The following is an 18,890-nucleotide window of genomic DNA, read 5'->3' as shown; positions in this document are numbered from 1 at the left end:
AGATACGGTCGGGGCGTGCACCTGCGTGACTTCGCCGCGCCCGACGCCGTCGCGACCCTGACCGTCTTCCGTCGTGCCGTGCACGGGGCCGCGAGCCGGGACTACACGCCCGAGCAGCTCGCCGCGTGGACCCCGGCCGAGGTGGACGAGACGGCATGGGGTGCGGGGCCAGCGGCGAGCCGGACCCGCGTGGCGTGCGACGCCGAGACGGTCAACTACCTCATGCGGTGCCCGCTCGGCTGACTCACCCGGCGCGGCCAACATGCACGCGCACGAGCTCCTGCGTGCACCGTGTCATCGCGACGTACAGGCCGTTCCAGCCCCGCGGCGACCTGTGCGGCAGCCGCCGCACCGAGACGCTCGGCGAGATCCGACGCGGCGGCGAGCACGACGACGTCGCGCGGCTCGACCCCGGCGTCGCGCACGGCACGCGGTGGCGCGTTGCGGCTGCCCGCGACGCGCAGCACGGGTCCGACGAGCGCCATCACCTCGCGCGGCGTGCGGTAACAGATCGTCAGGTCGGCGCCATGCCAGCGCTCGCCGAAGACCGGCCCGACAGCGTCCGCCCAGTCGGTGTGGCGGTGCGGCGCTTCGGTCTGGTCGACGTCCCCGACGGTCGTCACGGACCGCGTCGGGCACCGGCGCGCCACCATGTGCCACTGCATGGGAGAGAGCTCCTGCGCCTCGTCGACCACGACGTGCCCGTAGACACAGTCGCGCCGCGTCGCCGCGCGCAGCGCGAGGAAGTCGCCCTGGTCGCCCGGCCCGACCTGCTCGTCCCGCGTCCCCAGCGCGTCGGCGAGGGCGTCGAGGAGCGGGACGTCGCTCGGGGCGAGTGTGGCCGGCTCGGCCGCGACCCGTGCGATCTCGGAGGGCATGAGCCCGGGCGCGAGCAGCGTGAGCAGCGCGACGTCGGACAGCAGGGCGGTGAGCGCCGTGCGCGGCTCCACAACCGGCCACCACGCGTCGAGCACGGCCGCGACCGCGGCGTCGCGTGCGAGGTCGCCACGCAGGCGCTCGAGGTCGTCCTCCGTGAGCTCGCCGTCGACGTAACCGCCACGCGCGCCGGTCGTCGGCGCGTGGTCGTCGCTCGCGGCGAGCCTGGCGTCGAGCTGACCCAGCACGTCCTCGAAGCCCTCCTCCACACGCTCGAGCCGCTCCGCGTGGCGTGCCGCGACCTCGTCCACGAGAGCGTCGAGCAGCAGATCGATTGCCCGACGGCGCGCGGCGAGCACGCTGCGGCCCCCGGCCCGGGCGGCGCGCAGGACGCGAGCGACCCGGTCGGCGTCGAGCGTGCGCGGCTCGCCGTCGACCCCGCCCGGCGAGCGCTCGCGCGGCCGGGACCAGGGAGTCGGAGTACTGGTCGACGACGTCCTGCCACACCGCTCGACCCTTGATCTCGGCCACGTCCCGCGCCTCGTCACGCTCGGGCACCACGGCCGGGACGAGCGTGTCGCACGTCGCCGACACGACCCGCGTCTCGCCGAGGGCGGGCAGCACCTGGGCGACGTACTCGAGGAAGCGCGACGACGGGCCGAGCAGCAGGACGCCGCGCGCCGCGAGGTGCGGGTGGGTGAAGAGCCGGTAGGCGACGCGGTGCAGCGCGACGACCGTCTTCCCCGTCCCCGGGCCGCCCTGTACGACGAGCACCTGGTCGGCCGGGGCGCGGATGATCCCGTCCTGCTCCGCCTGGAGCGTGGCGACCGCGGTGCCCATGCACCCCGTGCGCCGCTCCGACAGCGCGGCGAGCAGCGCGCCCTCGCCGACGAGCTCGTCCTCGCCGTCGTCCCAGGTCGCCGCGCCGTCGAGCGGCTCGTCGTCCACGCCGGTGACCCGGTCGCCAGCGGTGCGCACGTGACGGCGGCGCGCGAGTCCCTGCGGCTCGCGTGCGGTCGCGGTGTAGAAGGTTCGCGCCCCGGGCGCGCGCAAGTCGAGCACGAGGGGGTCCGCGCCGTCGTCCGGGGCGCCAATCCCGACGCGGCCGACATGCCGCGTCGTGCCGTCGAGCGTGTCGACCCGGCCGAAGACGAGCCAGCTCTCGGCCAGCGCGAGCTCGGACCGACGGCGGCGCAGCCCGGCCCGACAGGAGCGGTCGACGACGTCCTCGCTCCCGGCCCGGGCCGTGCCCGCCTCTGCGGGTGCGGCGAGCTGCGCGTCCAGCTCGTCGATGAGCTCGACCCTGCGCGCGAGCGCGGCGTCGAGGTGCCGCTCCTCGGCCGCGACGGCGTGCGCCGCGGCGTCGTGCGGGGTCGCAGTCTGATGAGTGGTTGGCTGCGAGGGGGTAGCAAGAACGGGGAGGACTGGACCGGCACGGGACCTCTTCTCGTACGACGTACGGACACGTGCCCAAACGCGCGGACGCGCCCGGTCGTTCCCGACTGCTCACTCGCGCTCGCGGGGACACGGCGATCCGCGGGTCAGGACACGCGCGTCGCCCAGAACGCGACCGCCGACCCCGCGGCGACGTTGAGCGAGTCCACTCCCCCGGCCATCGGGGTCTCCACGACCCGTTCCGCTGCCTCGAACACACACCGCGGGAGCCAATGGCCCTCGGTGCCGAGGACGAGCGTGAGACGCTCGGGCGGGTCGGCGACGACGTCGTCGAGGCGCACGGCGTCGTCGGCGAACGCGAGCGCGAGCGCGACGACCGTGAAACCGTCCGCGCGCAGTGCGTCGAGACCGTCCGGCCACGTCTCGAACCGCGTCCACGGCACCTGGAACACCGTGCCCATGCTCACGCGCACCGAGCGCCGGTAGAGCGGGTCGGCGCAGCGCGGGAACACAGCGCCGACGTTCTTCCCGTCCGACCTACGGCCCTACCTGGTCAGACCGAGCGCTTCCTTTAGGCCTGGATGGACTCGAAAGGCGACCACCGTGGAGTCAAACCGGGCACGAGGGTCTTTGTACCGCCAGACATACTCGGAACCACCGCCGCGCCCTCCTGGCTTGAGATACGAAATCACCGAAAACTCAAACAAATCTCCAAGAGCCGCGATAGGGGCCACTTCTCCTACATCGTGCCTCAACTTGAGCGAGGCGGCAAACTCCTCGAGACTAAACTTCTCCGAGCCCACCGACTTTAGAACCTCGAGAAGACCGCGGTACTTTGGGACATGTTTTGCCATTTCGTCGTCAAGTTCGTTCAACAGATAGTCCGAATAGGCGTCTCGGGCCGCATGGACTGATTCGTTGTCAAATTTGGATGACGCCGATTGATGAGTGCGGAGAACTTCATTGCAGAACTTAATGACATCGCGCGGTCGCAAGAAGGTGCGATCACAGATGTGTCGATACTTGCTTTGGCGGCCTGGCATCTCCCTTGACTCATCGAATACATCTTCCCAGGGAACCTTGCGCACTCCCTCGCCAAGGGTTTCGTTGAACCGACTCTCCATCAGCCCGCGAAGAGTCAAGCCGCTTCCGGATTCACTCCAAAGGACTCGCGAGGAAAAGTTCTCAGTTACCTTATTCTTGTCTTCGAACTGCAGGTCTTGGTAGATGTCGTCACGCAGCAGAACGACTGGATTGAGTTTCTTACCTTGTCGACGTGCGCTAACAAAGAGATCCCTTGCGGCAATAATTAGGCCCGTTAGGCGCTGGGAGTACTGAGAATCTTGGACCGAGAATCCTAGGTCGAGCTGATCAAAGCAAACTAGATACTTGTTCGCAGGATTAAGCGCCGTAAGCACGGCCTCCTGCATTGCCCGATTCACCGACTGGATATGTATCGGAAGTTCACGAACCTTGAGCTTTTCGACATCCAACTTGAAAGCCTTGAAGTTCAGTCCGCCCTTAAAGTGCAGTTCCTCTTCAGGGCTGAAGAGTTGGCTAAAGTCAGGATTGCGAGATCCGTAGGAATCGACAACAAACGCTTCGAGTGCCGACATTGCTTCTTGAGACTCGTCGGACCATGGCTGACTCTGATCGTCATTCAGGAGCACTTTGGCGAGTCCAAGTAGGATCAGGTATCGCCAACTGTGGATGTACCGTCGCTCCTCGGGAACGCCATTCTCCGCCTGCAAGTCATGATGGGCCCACGGGTAATCATCAAATGAGTAGCCGACGGGAAACGTGCTCGAGTCCGCTCCGTCGACAAGTCGCTTATAGATCGCGGTCTTTCCCGAGCCCTTCCTGCCAACAATGAGGAAACTCCTCATATCTCGCACTGAGAGATAAGCATCGTGATCCTGGAAGCAGGCATCTAGCAACTCGTCGGCATCCGCATCGATCGCTCCGAAGGAGTCGATGTCCGATAGAGCCCTCGACGGCACACTTGTCATCTCTTGCACGCACTATTCTTACCACGTACTGCGGCGCGAGCGCGCTGAGGCAGAGTCATTTCACCCGTGTGGCCCAGAATGCAACCGCCGAGGCAGCCGCCACGTTCAAGGAGTCCACTCCCCCGGCCATCGGGATCTTCACGACGCGGTCGGCGGCCTCCACCGCACTGCGCGAGAGACCGTGGCCCTCGGTGCCGAGGACGAGCGCGAGCCGCTCGGGCGGTTCCGCGACGACGTCGTCCAGACTCACGGCGTCGTCCGCGAGCGCGAGCGCGGCGACCGTGAAGCCGTCCGCGCGCAGCGTGTCCAGCCCACCCGGCCACGTCGCGAACCGCGTCCACGGCACCTGGAACACCGTGCCCATGCTCACGCGCACGGACCGTCGGTAGAGCGGGTCCGAGCAGCGCGGGGACACGAGCACCGCATCGACGCCGAGCGCGGCCGCGGAACGGAACACGGCGCCCACGTTCGTGTGGTCGACGAGGTCCTCGAGCACCGCGACACGTCGGGCGCCGGTCCCCCCGCGCGCGCCCGAGAGAAGCTCGTGGACGGTCGGCAGCGGCGGGCGATGCATGGCCGCGAGCGCCCCGCGGTGCAGGTGGAACCCGGTGATCGCCTCGAGGACGTCTGGCTCGGCCACGAACACGGCGACGGGCTCGCCCGTGCCGCCGGGCGCGTCGTCCACCGGGTAGCGGGCGGTGAGGTCGGCGATGTCGTCGGTGAGGTCGGCGAGCCAGCGCTCGGCCATGAGGAACGAGCGCGGGCGGTGGCCCGCGGCGAGCGCGCGCCGGATCACGGTCGAGCTCTCGGCGATGTACAGACCCTTCTCGGGCTCGTGCTTGGCGCGCAGGGCGACGTCGGTCAGGCGGACGTAGTCCGCGAGCCGTTCGTCCTGCGGGTCGGTGACGTGGACGACGGACCAGGGCTCGGGACTCACGGCACCGATTCTCCCCGATCAGCCGGCCCCCGCTCCCACCCGACGGACGGGTTGGGCAGCGGCGCCGGGTGTCGGGGTGTCGAGCCGATCGAGGACGGAGTCGAAGGCCCGGTGGTACGCCCAGGCCCGGAAGTAGGTGCTGTGGGAGGCGACGGTGAACAGGTAGGCGCCGCGGTCGACCTCGTCCGCCCCGCGGTCCACGGGGTTGACGGAGTAGGAGACGACGGGGAAGCCGAGGTAGTCGGTGCGCCGCCAGAGGTTGACCCAGGCGGGCTGGCGTCCGCCGCGCCGCAGGAGCCGGACCAGCGTCGGGGCCGCAGGGTCCAACGGGCCGCTGCCGGCGCCTCGCCAGGCGAGGGACCAGGCGGCGTCGGCCTCGAGACGTTCCGTCGTCGGGTCCCCGGACCTGCTCGTGGCGCGGTACGCGCGCTCGGCCGTCTCCGCCTTGTCCACGAGCCCGTGCCGTCCCGACAGGACGGCGCGCGTCACGGCGTCCTCGGCCGCATCGAGCGGCACCTGCGCGGCCTCGAGCTCCGTCCTCGCGGTGACGACGTCGACGCGGAGCTCGTCGAGCCGGGACGCGGGGAGCCCGCGCGCGATCGCGGACCGCAGTCGGCTCCTGGCCCGTCGTGCGTCGGCGTCGCGCGCGACCGCCGCCCTGCGCAGGGCCTCGTGGGCGCGCAGTGCGCCGCCCGCCGGGGTGGCGGGCCGCGTGCGGCGCGGCGCGCGGCGCGCCGCCTCGAGCAGGGCGACCCGCGGGTCGGCGGTCTGCGACCGCCACGGGTCGCCACGCCACGCCGGGCCGGCGCACGGGGGCGTGCCGAGCACCTGCGGACCGAGCAGCGACGGGAAGAACCGGCCGAAGTAGGGCCGCAGCTGGACCCCGTACGTCAGGAGTCCGAGCCGCCCGTCACCGTCCGCGTCCAGCGGGGGGACGTGGGTGCCGGTGCGTGGCGCAGGGTTTCCGGCGCGGCCGAGGACGACCGCTACCGCGATGACGGCGCCGAGCGAGTGCGCGGAGAGGACGACGCGGCGCCGCGGGGACGCCGTCGGGCGCTGGGCGGGCGGCAGGTCCTCCCCGTCGAGCCAGGCCTCCACGCGCGCAGCCACCTCCGGGACGGTCCGCTCGGCGTAGCACGGCGGTCCGAACGGGTGGGCGCTGCGCGGCAGGAAGCACATGAGGTCCCACAGCAGGCCCCACGGGCGCGTGACGCCCTCCGACCCGGCCGCGACGAAGCTCGCGACGAGCGCGAGGGCGAGCGCGCCGACAGCCGGGACGGCGATGCCGGCGAGCTCGTCCCAGCCGACGGCCCACACGCCCGCGACGGACTCACCCGTCCGGCCGAGCAAGATCGTCACGACGAGCGTGGTCCAGGACGCGAGCGCGAGGACCCCGATCGCGATCTCGGCACGGTGGGTGACCGCGGCGACCTGCCGGGCGCGGACGGCACGTCGCGGCGCGACGGGGATGTCGGCGACGCGCTGCCGCGTCCCCTCGGTGCGGTCACGCTCGGCGGCCTCGATGCTCGACACCGCCCACGCGGTCGGTCCCGTCGTGTCGGCCTCCGTCCCGGAGGCGCGGCCGATCCAGGTCGTCCACGGCCGGACGAGGTCTCGCAGGCCCGGTCCGGCGAGCGCCAGCAGGCCGACGACGGCGGTGAGGCACAGCACGACCGCGCTGATACCGAACTCGGTGTACGCCGACGGCACCGGTAGGTCCTCCACGCCCGGCACGGTCCGCACGATCGCTACGCTCAGCTTCCCCTCGGCGTCGGGGCGCGCGTCCCGTCCCCCGCTCAGGTACACCTGGACGCCGAGCACGAGCAGGCTCGTGAGCACCGCTGCCGTCGCGGTCGCAACGAGGAGGAGCACACCGGGCCCGGCCCCGGACCAGCCCGCCCAGCGTTCGGGTCCGCGGCAACGGACCGGGGAGAGGGTCGGGACGAGCGCGACGGCGAGCGGCACCGCGAGCGCGACGACCGCGGTCCAGACGAAGACCGCCGTCGTCGCGTCGCCGTACGCGGCGACCGCACCGGCGCCGTCGACCACGCGCGCGACCGCGACGACCGCGAGGCACGCCGTCACGACCACCGGCACCGCGATCCACGCGAAGGTCGGGGCACGCCCGCGCCAGACGAGTCCCGACGCCGCGATCCCCGTGAGGGCGGCGCCGAGCACCGTGGGCGCGACGTCGATCCCCACGTACGACGGCATCGCCGACCCGGGTGCGCGTCCCGCGCTCAGCAGCGCGGCGGCGACCCACGCGGCCACCGCGAGGACGAGGGCGCCGACGGCGAGCCCGCCCTTCCAGCGCGGCGGTGTCACCTGGGTCCCGTCGTCGTCGATGCGCAGCGCGACGACGACGACCGACAGCCCGAGCACCACGGCACCGGCCACCAAGAGGACCGTTGCGGCCCCGGACCGGTCGTCCGTCCAGACGAGCAGGACGGCGACGAGACCGATGGCGCCGGCGAGGTGCGCCAGGAGTGCCGACGGGCCCGCGACTCGCCGGCTCCAGAATCCCGCCCGGTACAGCAGCGGCCCGGTCCCCGCCCCGACCCGCACCTGGCCCGCGCGCGCGACGGAGACGCGGTCGTCGAACCGGACCTGGCCCGCCCGCGCGACGACGACGAGGAGCAGGACGACCGCGACCGCCACGAGCGAGAGCAGGACGACCCGGTCGCCGTGGTCGACGCGGGCGAGCCCGTCGAGCAGGGACGGGACACGCGAGCAGACCTCGACCGTCGTCGCCCCGGGCGCCACGACGCCCATGCACCGGGTCCCGACGACGAGCACGGCGACGGTCGTCACCGCGGCGGTGAGCAGGAGCGTGAGCGCGAGCCCGAAGATCCGGACGGCCGCCGCCGTCGCTTCGGGTCGTGCCCGCTCCACGGTCTCGTCCTCGCACCGGGCCGGGGCGCGACGCACGTCGCCGTCCTCCGCCCCGGGCACGCGACGCGCCCAGTACGCGACGTTCGCGAGCCCGAACGGCACGTTGAGCGCCCACAGCGCTCGCGTGACGCCGCGCGCCGCCGCGCCGAGCAGCCCCGACAGCGGGAACGCGCCGAGGCGAGCCATGGCGCCCCACGAGTATGCCTCGCGGCGCACGTCGGCGCGGATCGCGTGCAGGTCCCCCGGACTGCCCCCTCCCGACCCGCCGGCGGTCACGCGGTCTCTCGCGTCGGCGGTCGGCGTCGGCACCCAGAAGCTGCCGAGACCGTCCCCGTCGCACTGCTCGACCTCGCCGGGCGGCAGGTCGAGCATGCCGTGCGGAGGCGTGTTCGCCACGCCGTGGATCCGCAGCTCGAGGACCATCTGCTCGTTCGCGCGTCCGTCCGGCACCGTGCTCACCTCTCACGTCCCGGTCGCACGCACCCCGGATCTGTCGTGCGACAACGTCTACGACCTAGGGAGGTTCGCGCGGCGAGAACGTGCCGGGCGAGCCTGTTCGTCCGCAGTGAGCAGCCGCACCCGCCTGCCACGTCGTCCCGTGATGGACCTCTCAGCCCACAGCCTGGTGACAACCAATACCCCCCGGGGTATTATTGCCGGCATGATCTCCTCGACACCCGGCTCGACGACCCGACCGCCCGACACCGACGGCGCGCGCCGTGTCGTCGTCGTCGGCGGGGTGGCGGGCGGCATGAGCGCCGCCGCGCGCGCCCGCCGCCTCGACGAGCGCGCGTCGATCGTCGTGCTCGAGCAGTCCGACCACGTCTCGTTCGCTGGCTGCGGGCTCCCGTACCAGGTGTCCGGCGAGATCCCCGACCGCAGCGCCCTCCTGCTGCACGACCCGGCGTCGCTGCGCGCGAGCCTCGACCTCGACGTCCGGACCCGGCACCGCGCCGCCGCGATCGACCGGGTCGGGCAGACGGTCACCGTCGCTGCCGACGGCGGGACCTACGAGCTCGCCTACGACGCGCTCCTGCTCGCGCCGGGAGCGACCACCGTGCTCCCCCCGATCGAGGGCCTCGGCCACCCGGCGGTGCACACGCTACGGACGATCGCAGACCTCTACGCGCTCACCACACGGCTCGCGGGTCTCGAGGCGGAGATCGCTGCGGGGCGTACCACGCCGACGCGGGCCGTCGTGGTCGGCGCGGGGTTCATCGGGCTGGAGGCGGTGGAAGCCCTCGTCGCTCGCGGGCTCACGGTCGACGTCGTCGAGCGCGCGGACCAGGTCCTGCCGCCGCTCGAGCCCGATCTCGCACCACTGCTCGCGGGGGAGCTGCGCGACCACGGCGTCGGGCTGCATCTCGGGATCTCCGCCACCGCCGTGGTGACGCAGCCGGCGGGCGCGGACCACGCCGTCGTGCTCGAGCTCGCGGACGGCACGGCGCTCGACGCGGACGTCGTGCTCGTGAGCGTCGGCGTGCGGCCGGCGAGCGACCTCGCCGAGGCCGCCGGGCTCGCGCTCGGCGAGCGCGGGACGATCCGGGTCGACGCGGACCAGCGCACGTCCGACCCGCACGTGTGGGCGGTGGGCGACGCCGCGGAGGTCGTGCACGCCGTCACCGGAACGACCGGTCCCGTCCCGCTCGCAGGTCCGGCCAATCGGCAAGGGCGACGAGCCGCGGACGCGATGCTCGGCCACCCCACCACGCCGCAGGCACCCGTGCTCGGCACCGCGATCGTGCGTGTGTTCGGCCTCACCGCCGCGGTGACCGGGCCGAACCACACGACCCTCGCCACTGCCGGTGTCGCGCACGAGCAGGTCCGCGTCCACGCGTCGCACCACGCGGGATGGTTCCCCGGAGCCGAGCCCGTGCACGTCACGGCGAGCTTCGCTCCCGACGGTCGCCTGCTCGGTGCCCAGGCCGTGGGGCGCGCGGGCGTGGACAAGCGCATCGACGTCCTCGCGACGGCACTGCGCGCGGGGTTCGGCGCGGACGACCTCGCCGAGCTCGAGCTCGCGTACGCCCCGCCCTACGGCGCGGCGAAGGACGTCGTGAACATGGTCGGGTTCGTCGCGCAGAACGTGCTCGACGGCACGATGCCGCAGTGGCACGCAGCAGATCTCGACGAGGTCGGCGCGACGTCGCTCGTGCTCGACGTCCGGTCGCACGCCGAGCACGCCGCCGGTCACCTCGACGGCGCCCTCAACGTCCCGCACACCGAGCTGCGCGACCGGATCGACGAGGTGCGCGAGGCCGCGGCCGGGCGTCCCGTCGCCGTGCACTGCGCGACCGGCGTGCGCTCCTACCTCGCCACCCGTGTCCTGCTGGCCGCCGGGCTCGACGCGCGCAACCTCTCCGGCGGCTGGCTCACCCTCATCACCACGCCGCGCGCCGCGCGCGAACCCGAAGGAGCTCCCGCATGATCGACCGCCTCCGCCGCCTCTTCACCCGCGCCACCGACGACCGCGGCGTCCGCCCCACCGTCGATGCCGCGACCGGCGTGCAGCTCGTCCGGGACGGCGCGACGCTCCTCGACGTGCGCGAGCGCGACGAGTGGCGCGCCGGGCACGCGCCCCAGGCCGTGCACGTGCCGCTCGCCGACGTCCCGACGGTCGGGCCGCAGCGCCTGGAGGACGGCGCGACCGTCGTCGTCGTGTGCGCGTCCGGCATGCGCTCACGCACCGCGGCCCGCCAGCTCCGCGCCCTCGGGTACGCCGCGACGAGCCTGTCCGGCGGCCTCGGTGCATGGCAGGCCGCGGGCGGCTCCGTGCGACCCTGAGCCTGCACGAGGACGTCGATCGGGCGGCCGCCACGCGCCACGGCCCACCGACCACCGGCACCGAGACCCCGAGACCCCCAGGAGAGACACCGTGTGCAGTCCCGCCCTGTGCCGCGCGTGCGGCAAGATCACCTGGACCGGCTGCGGCATGCACGCCGACGAGGTCATGGCCGAGGTGCCGCCCGAGCGGCGTTGCATCTGTGGCTGACACCGGCCGCCGACGGCCCGACGCCCAGGCAGCAGCGCACTGCCTCCACTCCGAGACGAACGCAGGAGAACACCCGTGGAGCTCGACCGCACCGACATGGACAAGGTCGTCAACCGGCTCAAGCGCGCACAGGGCCAGCTCGCCGCCGTCGTGCGCATGATCGACGAGGGCCGGGACTGCGAGGACGTCGTCACGCAGCTCTCGGCCGTGTCGCGCGCGCTCGACCGCGCAGGCTTCGCGATCATCGCGTCCGGCATGCGGCAGTGCCTCACCGAGCCGACCGCGGACGGCGAGGACCCGATGCTCGACGTGGAGAAGCTCGAGAAGCTCTTCCTCTCGCTCGCCTGAGCGCCGGCCCCGCGGTCGTCCCGCACCCGCGCACGCCGGTCCACACCCGGTGGACGGCGCGCGCGGGTCCGTGTCAGCCGCCTGCCTGCCGGCCCGCCGGGTCCGCAGCGGAGTCCACCGAGTCGACCGCCTCGGCACCGACGGGCGCCGCGAACTGGCTCTCGTAGAGCCGTGCATAGGCGCCGCCGGCCGCCAGCAGCTCGTCGTGCGAGCCCTGCTCCACGATGTCGCCGTGCTCCATGACGAGGATCACGTCCGCGTCGCGGATCGTGGACAGCCGGTGAGCGATCACGAACGACGTCCGCCCGGACCGCAGGGCGTTCATCGCCTGCTGGACCAGGACCTCGGTGCGCGTGTCGACGGAGCTCGTCGCCTCGTCGAGGACCAGGATCGCCGGGTCCGCGAGGAACGCGCGCGCGATGGTCAGCAGCTGCTTCTCCCCTGCCGAGACGCTGCCGCCCTCGTCGTCGATCACCGTGTCGTACCCGTCGGGCAGGCTGCGCACGAACTGGTCGACGTGCGTGGCCCGCGTCGCAGCGAGGAACGTGTCCTCGTCCACCTCGACGCCGTCGCGCACGCCGTAGCGCAAGTTCTCCTCGATCGTGCCCGTGAACAACCAGGTGTCCTGCAGGACCATCCCGATGCTCGAACGCAGTGCGTCACGGGTCATCTCCCGCGTGTCGACGCCGTCGAGCGTGATCCGTCCGGAGCTCACGTCGTAGAAGCGCATGAGCAGGTTGACCAGGGTGGTCTTCCCGGCTCCCGTCGGGCCGACGATCGCGATCGTCTGCCCGGGCTCCACCGCGAGGTCGAGGTGCTCGATCAGCGGGACCTCCGGGACGTAGGAGAACGAGACGTCCTCGAACGCGACCCGCCCCCGCACCGTCCCGACCGACGTCGACGGCGACGGGTCGGGCGTCTGCTCGTCGGCGTCGAGCAGGTCGTAGACCCGCTCCGCTGAGGCCACGCCCGACTGGAACAGGTTCATCATCGACGCGATCTGCGAGATCGGCTGCGTGAACTGGCGCGAGTACTGGATGAACGCCTGGACGTCGCCGAGCGTCATGGTCCCCGAGGCCACCCGCAGCCCGCCCACGACGGCGACCACCACGTAGTTCAGGTTGGCGAGGAAGCCCATGGCCGGCTGGATCGTCCCGGAGATGAACTGCGCCTTGAAGCTCGCCTGGTAGAGCTCGTCGTTCTCCCGGTCGAAGTCCTCGATCGCGGCCTGCTGGTGGCCGTAGACCTTCACCAGCGTGTGACCGGTGTACATCTCCTCCACGTGCGCGTTGAGACGGCCGGTGGCCGCCCACTGCTGGATGAACTGCGGCTGCGAGCGCTTGGCGATCTGCGTCGTCACGATCACGGACAGCGGCACGGTCACGAGCGCGACGACGGCGAGCAGCGGGGAGATCCAGAACATCATCGCGAGCACGCCGACGACCGTGAGCACCGCCGTGACGAGCTGCGACAGCGTCTGCGTGAGCGTCTGCGAGATGTTGTCGATGTCGTTGGTGACACGCGAGAGGATCTCGCCGCGCGCGTTGCGGTCGAAGTAGGACAGCGGCAGCCGCCCGAGCTTGGACTCCACCTCGCCGCGCAGCCGGTAGACGGAGCGCTGGACGACGATCGCGGTGATCCGGCCCTGGAGCCAGCCGAACAGGAACGATCCGACGTACACCGCGAGCACCCACGCGAGCACGCTGGCGAGCCGGGTGAAGTCGATGCCCTCGCCGGGCACGAGGCCCACCATTCCCGACACGAGGTCGGCGACCTGGTCCTGGCCCTGCTCCCGCAGCCCCTGCACGGCCTGCTCCTGCGAGATCCCTGCGGGCAGCTGGGAGCCGACGACGCCGGCGAAGATCACGTTCGTCGCGTTGCCGAGCAGCTTGGGACCGGCGACGGCGCCCGCCACCGACGCGACACCGAGCACGAAGACGGCAGCGATGCTCACCCGTTCCGGGCGCAGGCCGCCCGCGAAGCGGCGCAGCGTGCTGCGGAAGTCGAGAGCCTTCTCGCCGGGCATGCCCATCGCGCCGCCGGGCCCGCCCGGCCCGCCGCCCTGCGGGCGGCTCTTCAGCCGGGTGGAGGAGGCGTCCTTGGTGCCGCTGTCCTGGCTCGTGCCGCTCATGCTGCCTCCTCGACCGAGAGCTGGGAGTAGACGATCTCCTGGTAGGTCTCGTTCGACTCGAGGAGCTGGGTGTGAGTCCCCCGGCCGACGATGCGGCCGTTGTCGAGCACGAGGATCTGGTCCGCGTCGCGGATCGTCGCGACCCGCTGCGCGACGACGAGGACCGTCGAGCGGCGCGTGCGCGGGGCGAGCGCGGCGCGCAGCCGCGCGTCGGTCGCGTAGTCGAGCGCGGAGAACGAGTCGTCGAACAGGTAGACGACGGGGTCCCGCACCACCGCTCGCGCGATGGCGAGCCGTTGTCGCTGTCCGCCGGAGAAGTTCGTCCCACCCTGCGCGACCGGCGTCGACAGCCCGTCGTCGAGGGACTCGACGAAGTCACGCGCCTGGGCGACGTCGAGCGCGGCCCACAGCTGCTCGTCGGTCGCGTCGGGCCGGCCGTAGCGCAGGTTGTCCGCGACCGTCCCGGAGAACAGGTAGGCCTTCTGCGGGACGAGCCCGATGAGCGAGCCGAGGTCGGCGCCCGTGAGGTCCCGGACGTCCGTCCCGTCGATCCGGACCGACCCCGCGGTGGCGTCGAACAGCCTCGGGACGAGGTTGAGGAGCGTCGACTTGCCCGCCCCGGTCGACCCGATGATGGCGGTGGTCCGGCCGGGCTCGGCCGTGAACGACACGCCGTGCAGCACGGGCTGCTCCGCGCCGGGGTAGCGGAACTCGACGTCGTCGAACGCGATCACCCCTGCCCGGGCGCCCAGCGCGACGGGCCGCGCCGGCTCGACGACGGACGCCTGCGTGTCGAGCACCTCGGTGATGCGCTCGGCAGACACGGCCGCCCGCGGCACCATGACGAACATCATCGTCGACATCATCACGGCCATGAGGATGTACATGAGGTACGACAGGAAGGCCGTGAGCGCACCGACCTCCATCTGGCCCGCGTCGATCTGGCGCCCGCCGAACCACAGCACGGCGACGCTCGAGGCGTTCATCACGAGCATCACGGTCGGGAACATGAGCGCCATGAGCTTGCCGGCCCGCAGCGACGTGTCGAACAGGGCGTCGTTGGCGACGTCGAACCGCTGCTCCTCGTGGCGCTCGCGCACGAACGCGCGGATGACGCGGATGCCGGTGATCTGCTCGCGCATCACGGCGTTGATCGCGTCGATGCGCTTCTGCATGGTGCGGAAGTAGGGGACCATCCGCGCGACGATCAGGCCGACGCTCACGCCCAGCACGGGGACGATGACGAGCAGCAGCCCGGACAGCTGGACGTTCTCCTGCAGCGCCATCACGACACCGCCGACGAGCATGATGGGTGCCATCACCATGATGGTGAACGACAGGAGCACGACCATCTGCGTCTGCTGCACGTCGTTGGTCGTGCGCGTGATCAGCGACGGCGCGCCGATCTGGCCCATCTCCTGGGCGGAGAAGCGCTGGACGTTCGTGAAGAGGCCGGCGCGCACGTCACGGCCGAACGACATCGCGACACGGGCACCGAAGTACACCGCGACGACGGCGCACACGACCTGCGCGAGGCTGACCAGCAGCATGACGCCACCGGTGCGCAGGATGTAGTCCGTGTCGCCCTGGGTCACACCCTGGTCGATGATGTCGGCGTTGAGGCTCGGCAGGTAGAGCGTCGCGATGGTCTGGGCGAGCTGGAGGACCAGGACGACGACGATCGGCGTCGCGTACGGACGCAGGTAGGTCCTCAGGAGTCTGATCAGCATGGGGGTCCTGTCGACGACGGGCGCAGTGGTGCTCGGCGCAGTGGTGCTCGGAGAGGTGGCGGGTGTCCAGCGGCAGTGGGGTGCTGGTGCTGCCGCCGTCAGGGGGACGGGTCGGTGCCCGTGGGCTCGGAGATGCCGTGCAGGAGGAGGTCGGCGACCTGGTCGGGTTCCAGACCTGCCCCGCCGGTGAGGTGCGGGACCGCGGTGCCGAACACCAGCGAGGAGACGACGGCGGCCGCAACCGGAGGGGGCACGCGCAGCTCGCTCTCGTGGGGCGAGAGCCGGGCCTCGAGCGCCACGACGACGGCGCGGTTCGCGCGCTGGCGCTCGTCCACACCGTGCCGCGAGACACGCAGCCGTTCGACCTTCGCGCGCGAGCCCGCTCCCGGCGCGGCGGCACGGGCGCCCAGCACCTGGTGCGCGACCGAGAAGACGCGCATCCCGACCCGCTGCGCCTCGGCGAGCAGGTGCGCCAGACCGCGCACGAGCTCGCGCAGGTCCGCGCCCGGCACGTCGGCGATCGCGTCGACCAGCGGCTGCGGATCGAGGGCGAGGACCACTGCGGCGCGCAACAGCTCGTCCTTGTCCTCGAACGCACGGAACAACGTGCCTTCCGCGACACCCGCCGCTTCCGCGATCTGCCGCGTGGTGACCGCGGTGCCGTGCTCGACGAGCAGGGGCATGGTCGCAGCGGCGATCGCGTCCCTGCGCTCCGCACGGGACAGCGGGCGCGCCCGCTCGGTCCGCGCTCCGGTGCTCGTCGTCTCGGTCACCCGGACAGACTAAGTGAGTGAGTGCTCACTCGCAAGCGTGGCCCGCAGGCTACCGACGGGGATCGAACGACGGCGGCTGCTCGGTCGGCGGCTCGTCGTCGGGCGGGTCCGTCACCGGCTCGTCGTCCGGAGGGGGCGGCGGGGGCGCGTACGACGACTGCCCGCCCAGCGGCCGCGGCGTCGCGGACCCGGGCTCGGGCCGACCCGCCTGGTGCTCTCCGGCCGGGTACTGTCCGCGCGCGGAGCCCGGGTCGAACGGCAACCCGGACCGCGTGCCGGCGCTCGTCGCGTCGGCGGTGGCCGCCTCGGCGAGGCGGCGCGCCTCGGCGAGCGCCTCCGACGGGTCGGTGAGCGACGGTGTGGCGAACCGCACGCGGTCGCGCTCGCGCTCGCGGCGGTACTCCGCCCTCTCCTCCGCCGCCTCGGCGTCCTGCTCAGGGGCCGCTCCCCCGGGCACCCCACCACCGCTGATGCCCGGCACCCCGCCGAAACCCTTGGCGATCGAGCCCAGCGCGGCGGTGAACTCCGTGGGCACGACCCACAGCTTGCTCGCGGTGCCGTTGGCGATCTCCGGCAGCATCTGCAGGTACTGGTACGCGAGGAGCTTGGGGTCGGCGTCGCCCTCGTGGATCGCGTCGAACACCTGGAGGATCGCGCGGGCCTCGCCCTCCGCGGTGAGGATCTTCGACTGCGCGTCGCCCTCGGCGCGCAGGATCGCGGACTGCTTCTCGCCCTCCGCGGTGAGGATCTGGGACTGCTTGACGCCCTCGGCCGTGAGGATCGCCGCGCGGCGGTCCCGCTCGGCGCGCATCTGCTGCTCCATCGACCCCTGCACGCTCGCCGGCGGGTCGATCGACTTGAGCTCGACGCGGTTGACGCGGATGCCCCACCGCCCGGTCGCCTCGTCCAGCACCCCGCGCAGCTGGCCGTTGATCTGGTCGCGGCTCGTCAGCGTCTGCTCGAGGTCCATCGACCCGATGACGTTGCGCAGCGTCGTGACGGTGAGCTGTTCGATCGCGGTGATGTAGTTCGCGATCTCGTAGACCGCGGACTTGGGGTCCGTGACCTGGAAGTAGATGACGGTGTCGATGCTCACGACGAGGTTGTCGGACGTGATCACCGGCTGGGGCGGGAACGAGACGACCTGCTCGCGCAGGTCCACCGAGGCACGCACGCGGTCGACGAACGGCACCAGCAGGTGCAGGCCCGGCTCGAGCGTGCGCGAGTACCGGCCGAGCCGTTCGACGATCAGCGCCACCGCCTGCGGAACGATGCGCACCGCCTTGACGAGCGCCACGATCACGAAGATCAGGACGAGGACGAGGACGATGATTCCGAGGATCGTTGCGGGGCTGGTGTCGTCCATCGACATCCTCCTGTGGCGGTGACTGGTGGCGGCTGCTGGTGACGTCCCGCTGTGCGCGGGCGCCCGGTGATCGGTCGCTAGACGGTCGGGTGCTGTGCGGGCAGGGCGGTCACGACGGCGGTCGCGCCGTCGATGCGCACGACCCGGACGTCGGCCCCCGCGGGGATCGGTGGCGCGTCCTGCTCGGTGCGCGCGGTCCACACCTCGCCGACCAGCTTGACGCGACCGCCGAGCTCCGTCACCCGGTCGACCGCGAGCGCGGTGCGACCCACGTGGGCGGCGACGTTGGTCTCGGCGAGCGGCGTGCGCGATCGCAGCGAGCGCAGCAGGTACGGCCGCAGCGCGACGAGCAGCAAGATGCTGACGACGGCGAACACCAGGATCTGCAGCCACAGCGGCGCGCCGGCGGCGTTCGCACCGGCGGCGGCGAGCGCCCCGCCGGCGAACATGATCAGGACGAGGTCGAGCGAGATGATCTCGATGAGGGCGAAGAGGAGCGAAGCCCCGACCCACCACAACCAGTCCATGGCGAGACCTCCGTCCTCTGAGTGCGACTTTACACGGACTTTACCGACGATCTGCGCGCGACGCACGCCTTCGGCGCCGCGTACCGCCAGGGCGTGGAGCTCAGCGGCGACGCACCGAGCGCGCCATCCAGCGACCTCCGCCGTGGGCCACCACGAGAGGCATGCCGAAGACCTCGGTCAGGTTCTCGGCCGTCAGCACCTCGGCGACCGGCCCCGCCCGGTGGATCGTGCCGTCCTTGACGAGCGCGAGGTGGGTGAACCCCGGCGGGATCTCCTCGACGTGGTGCGTGACCAGGACGAGCACCGGCGAGCGCGGGTCGGACGCGAGCTCCGCGAGCGCGCCGACGAGCTCCTCGCGTCCGCCGAGGTCGAGGCCCGCCGCCGGCTCGTCGAGCAGGAGCAGCTCGGGGTCGGTCATGAGCGCGCGGGCGATCTGCGTGCGCTTGCGCTCGCCCTCCGAGAGCGTGCCGAAGGTCCGCTCGGCGAGGTGCGACACCCCGAACGCCGCGAGCAGGTCGTCGGCACGCCCGGTGTCGAGGTCGTCGTAGCGCTCGCGCCAGCGACCGGTGACGCCGTACGCCGCGGTCAGCACGACGTCGCGGACCGTCTCGTCGCCCGGGATGCGCTCGGCGAGGGACGCGGAGGCGAGCCCGATGCGCGGGCGCAGCTCGAACACGTCGACCTTGCCCAGGCGCTCGCCCAGCAGCTCGGCGGAGCCGGACGTCGGGTGCATGCGCCCCGAGGCGATCTGCAGGAGCGTGGTCTTGCCCGCCCCGTTGGGGCCGAGGACGACCCAGCGCTCACCGTCGTTCACCTGCCAGTCCACCGCGTCGAGGATGGTGGTGGTGCCCCGTCGGACGGTGACACCCTTCAGGTCGAGAACGGCGCTCATGGTCACCGACCCTATAGGTTGG

14 protein-coding genes and 1 pseudogene are annotated in these 18,890 nt (G+C 72.0%); 4 read left to right on the top strand and 11 right to left on the bottom strand.

Annotation, left to right across the window (positions count from 1 at the left end; genetic code table 11):
* Nucleotides 1-15: 15 nt before the first annotated feature.
* A complete protein-coding gene (locus IF651_RS00895; RefSeq protein WP_191827201.1) occupies nucleotides 16-243 on the top strand; it encodes a GNAT family protein in 228 nt (75 codons plus the stop codon).
* Here the strand turns inward: IF651_RS00895 and IF651_RS17350 are convergent.
* The 5 genes and pseudogenes from IF651_RS17350 to IF651_RS00870 all read right to left on the bottom strand — a co-directional run bounded on the left by IF651_RS17350 (nucleotide 216) and on the right by IF651_RS00870 (nucleotide 8,559).
* Entirely contained in the window at nucleotides 216-1,424 is a 1,209-nt protein-coding gene (locus tag IF651_RS17350; protein ID WP_206715087.1) for a helicase domain-containing protein, read from the bottom strand. The two genes, IF651_RS00895 and IF651_RS17350, sit on opposite strands and share 28 nt — an antisense overlap.
* Before the next feature lie 993 nt (nucleotides 1,425-2,417).
* Nucleotides 2,418-2,804, bottom strand: a pseudogene (locus IF651_RS00885) (TrmH family RNA methyltransferase); the annotation flags it as partial.
* A 12-nt stretch (nucleotides 2,805-2,816) separates the two neighbouring features.
* Nucleotides 2,817-4,280, bottom strand: coding sequence for a P-loop ATPase, Sll1717 family (locus IF651_RS00880; protein ID WP_422110432.1), 1,464 nt, complete (start codon nucleotides 4,278-4,280; stop codon nucleotides 2,817-2,819).
* 55 nt (nucleotides 4,281-4,335) lie between these two features.
* On the bottom strand, nucleotides 4,336-5,217 hold the full coding sequence (locus IF651_RS00875; protein WP_191827199.1) for an RNA methyltransferase: 882 nt from the start codon (nucleotides 5,215-5,217) through the stop codon (nucleotides 4,336-4,338).
* Nucleotides 5,218-5,235: 18 nt separating this feature from the next.
* Nucleotides 5,236-8,559, bottom strand: coding sequence for a hypothetical protein (locus tag IF651_RS00870; RefSeq protein WP_191827198.1), 3,324 nt, complete (start codon nucleotides 8,557-8,559; stop codon nucleotides 5,236-5,238).
* A gap of 211 nt (nucleotides 8,560-8,770) precedes the next feature.
* Here IF651_RS00870 and IF651_RS00865 point away from each other — a divergent pair, with 211 nt between their 5' ends.
* The 3 genes from IF651_RS00865 to IF651_RS00855 all read left to right on the top strand — a co-directional run bounded on the left by IF651_RS00865 (nucleotide 8,771) and on the right by IF651_RS00855 (nucleotide 11,449).
* Nucleotides 8,771-10,537, top strand: coding sequence for an FAD-dependent oxidoreductase (locus IF651_RS00865; RefSeq protein WP_191827197.1), 1,767 nt, complete (start codon nucleotides 8,771-8,773; stop codon nucleotides 10,535-10,537).
* Nucleotides 10,534-10,893, top strand: coding sequence for a rhodanese-like domain-containing protein (locus IF651_RS00860; RefSeq protein WP_191827196.1), 360 nt, complete (start codon nucleotides 10,534-10,536; stop codon nucleotides 10,891-10,893). The genes IF651_RS00865 and IF651_RS00860 overlap by 4 nt, the downstream gene beginning before the upstream one ends.
* A gap of 283 nt (nucleotides 10,894-11,176) precedes the next feature.
* A complete protein-coding gene (locus IF651_RS00855; RefSeq protein WP_191827195.1) occupies nucleotides 11,177-11,449 on the top strand; it encodes a metal-sensing transcriptional repressor in 273 nt (90 codons plus the stop codon).
* 73 nt (nucleotides 11,450-11,522) lie between these two features.
* Here IF651_RS00855 and IF651_RS00850 read toward each other — a convergent pair whose 3' ends face one another.
* From IF651_RS00850 to IF651_RS00825, 6 genes are all read right to left on the bottom strand, one after another.
* On the bottom strand, nucleotides 11,523-13,580 hold the full coding sequence (locus IF651_RS00850; protein WP_422110422.1) for an ABC transporter ATP-binding protein: 2,058 nt from the start codon (nucleotides 13,578-13,580) through the stop codon (nucleotides 11,523-11,525).
* Nucleotides 13,577-15,310, bottom strand: coding sequence for an ABC transporter ATP-binding protein (locus IF651_RS00845; RefSeq protein WP_191827194.1), 1,734 nt, complete (start codon nucleotides 15,308-15,310; stop codon nucleotides 13,577-13,579). Before IF651_RS00845 ends, IF651_RS00850 begins: the two co-directional genes overlap by 4 nt.
* 98 nt (nucleotides 15,311-15,408) lie before the next feature.
* Nucleotides 15,409-16,083, bottom strand: coding sequence for a TetR family transcriptional regulator (locus tag IF651_RS00840; protein ID WP_191827193.1), 675 nt, complete (start codon nucleotides 16,081-16,083; stop codon nucleotides 15,409-15,411).
* Between the two features lie 49 nt (nucleotides 16,084-16,132).
* Entirely contained in the window at nucleotides 16,133-17,449 is a 1,317-nt protein-coding gene (locus tag IF651_RS00835) for an SPFH domain-containing protein (protein WP_191827192.1), read from the bottom strand.
* A gap of 77 nt (nucleotides 17,450-17,526) precedes the next feature.
* Nucleotides 17,527-17,976 (bottom strand): NfeD family protein, encoded by a 450-nt coding sequence (locus tag IF651_RS00830; protein WP_191827191.1) that lies wholly within the window; start codon nucleotides 17,974-17,976, stop codon nucleotides 17,527-17,529.
* A 100-nt stretch (nucleotides 17,977-18,076) separates the two neighbouring features.
* Nucleotides 18,077-18,868, bottom strand: a complete 792-nt coding sequence (locus tag IF651_RS00825; protein WP_191827190.1) for an ABC transporter ATP-binding protein — start codon at nucleotides 18,866-18,868, stop codon at nucleotides 18,077-18,079.
* Nucleotides 18,869-18,890 lie beyond the last annotated feature (22 nt).

The sequence above is a fragment of the Cellulosimicrobium arenosum genome, assembly GCF_014837295.1.
GTDB lineage: Bacteria > Actinomycetota > Actinomycetes > Actinomycetales > Cellulomonadaceae > Cellulosimicrobium > Cellulosimicrobium arenosum.
This window is presented reverse-complemented; position numbering and strand designations above follow the sequence as displayed.

Coding starts and splice junctions, on each gene's coding strand:
- IF651_RS00880 (WP_422110432.1), bottom strand. CDS start 4,280: ATGACAAGTGTGCCGTCGAGGGCTCTATCGGACATCGACTCCTTCGGA.
- IF651_RS00865 (WP_191827197.1), top strand. CDS start 8,771: ATGATCTCCTCGACACCCGGCTCGACGACCCGACCGCCCGACACCGAC.
- IF651_RS00860 (WP_191827196.1), top strand. CDS start 10,534: ATGATCGACCGCCTCCGCCGCCTCTTCACCCGCGCCACCGACGACCGC.
- IF651_RS00850 (WP_422110422.1), bottom strand. CDS start 13,580: ATGAGCGGCACGAGCCAGGACAGCGGCACCAAGGACGCCTCCTCCACC.
- IF651_RS00845 (WP_191827194.1), bottom strand. CDS start 15,310: ATGCTGATCAGACTCCTGAGGACCTACCTGCGTCCGTACGCGACGCCG.
- IF651_RS00835 (WP_191827192.1), bottom strand. CDS start 17,449: ATGGACGACACCAGCCCCGCAACGATCCTCGGAATCATCGTCCTCGTC.
- IF651_RS00830 (WP_191827191.1), bottom strand. CDS start 17,976: ATGGACTGGTTGTGGTGGGTCGGGGCTTCGCTCCTCTTCGCCCTCATC.
- IF651_RS00825 (WP_191827190.1), bottom strand. CDS start 18,868: ATGAGCGCCGTTCTCGACCTGAAGGGTGTCACCGTCCGACGGGGCACC.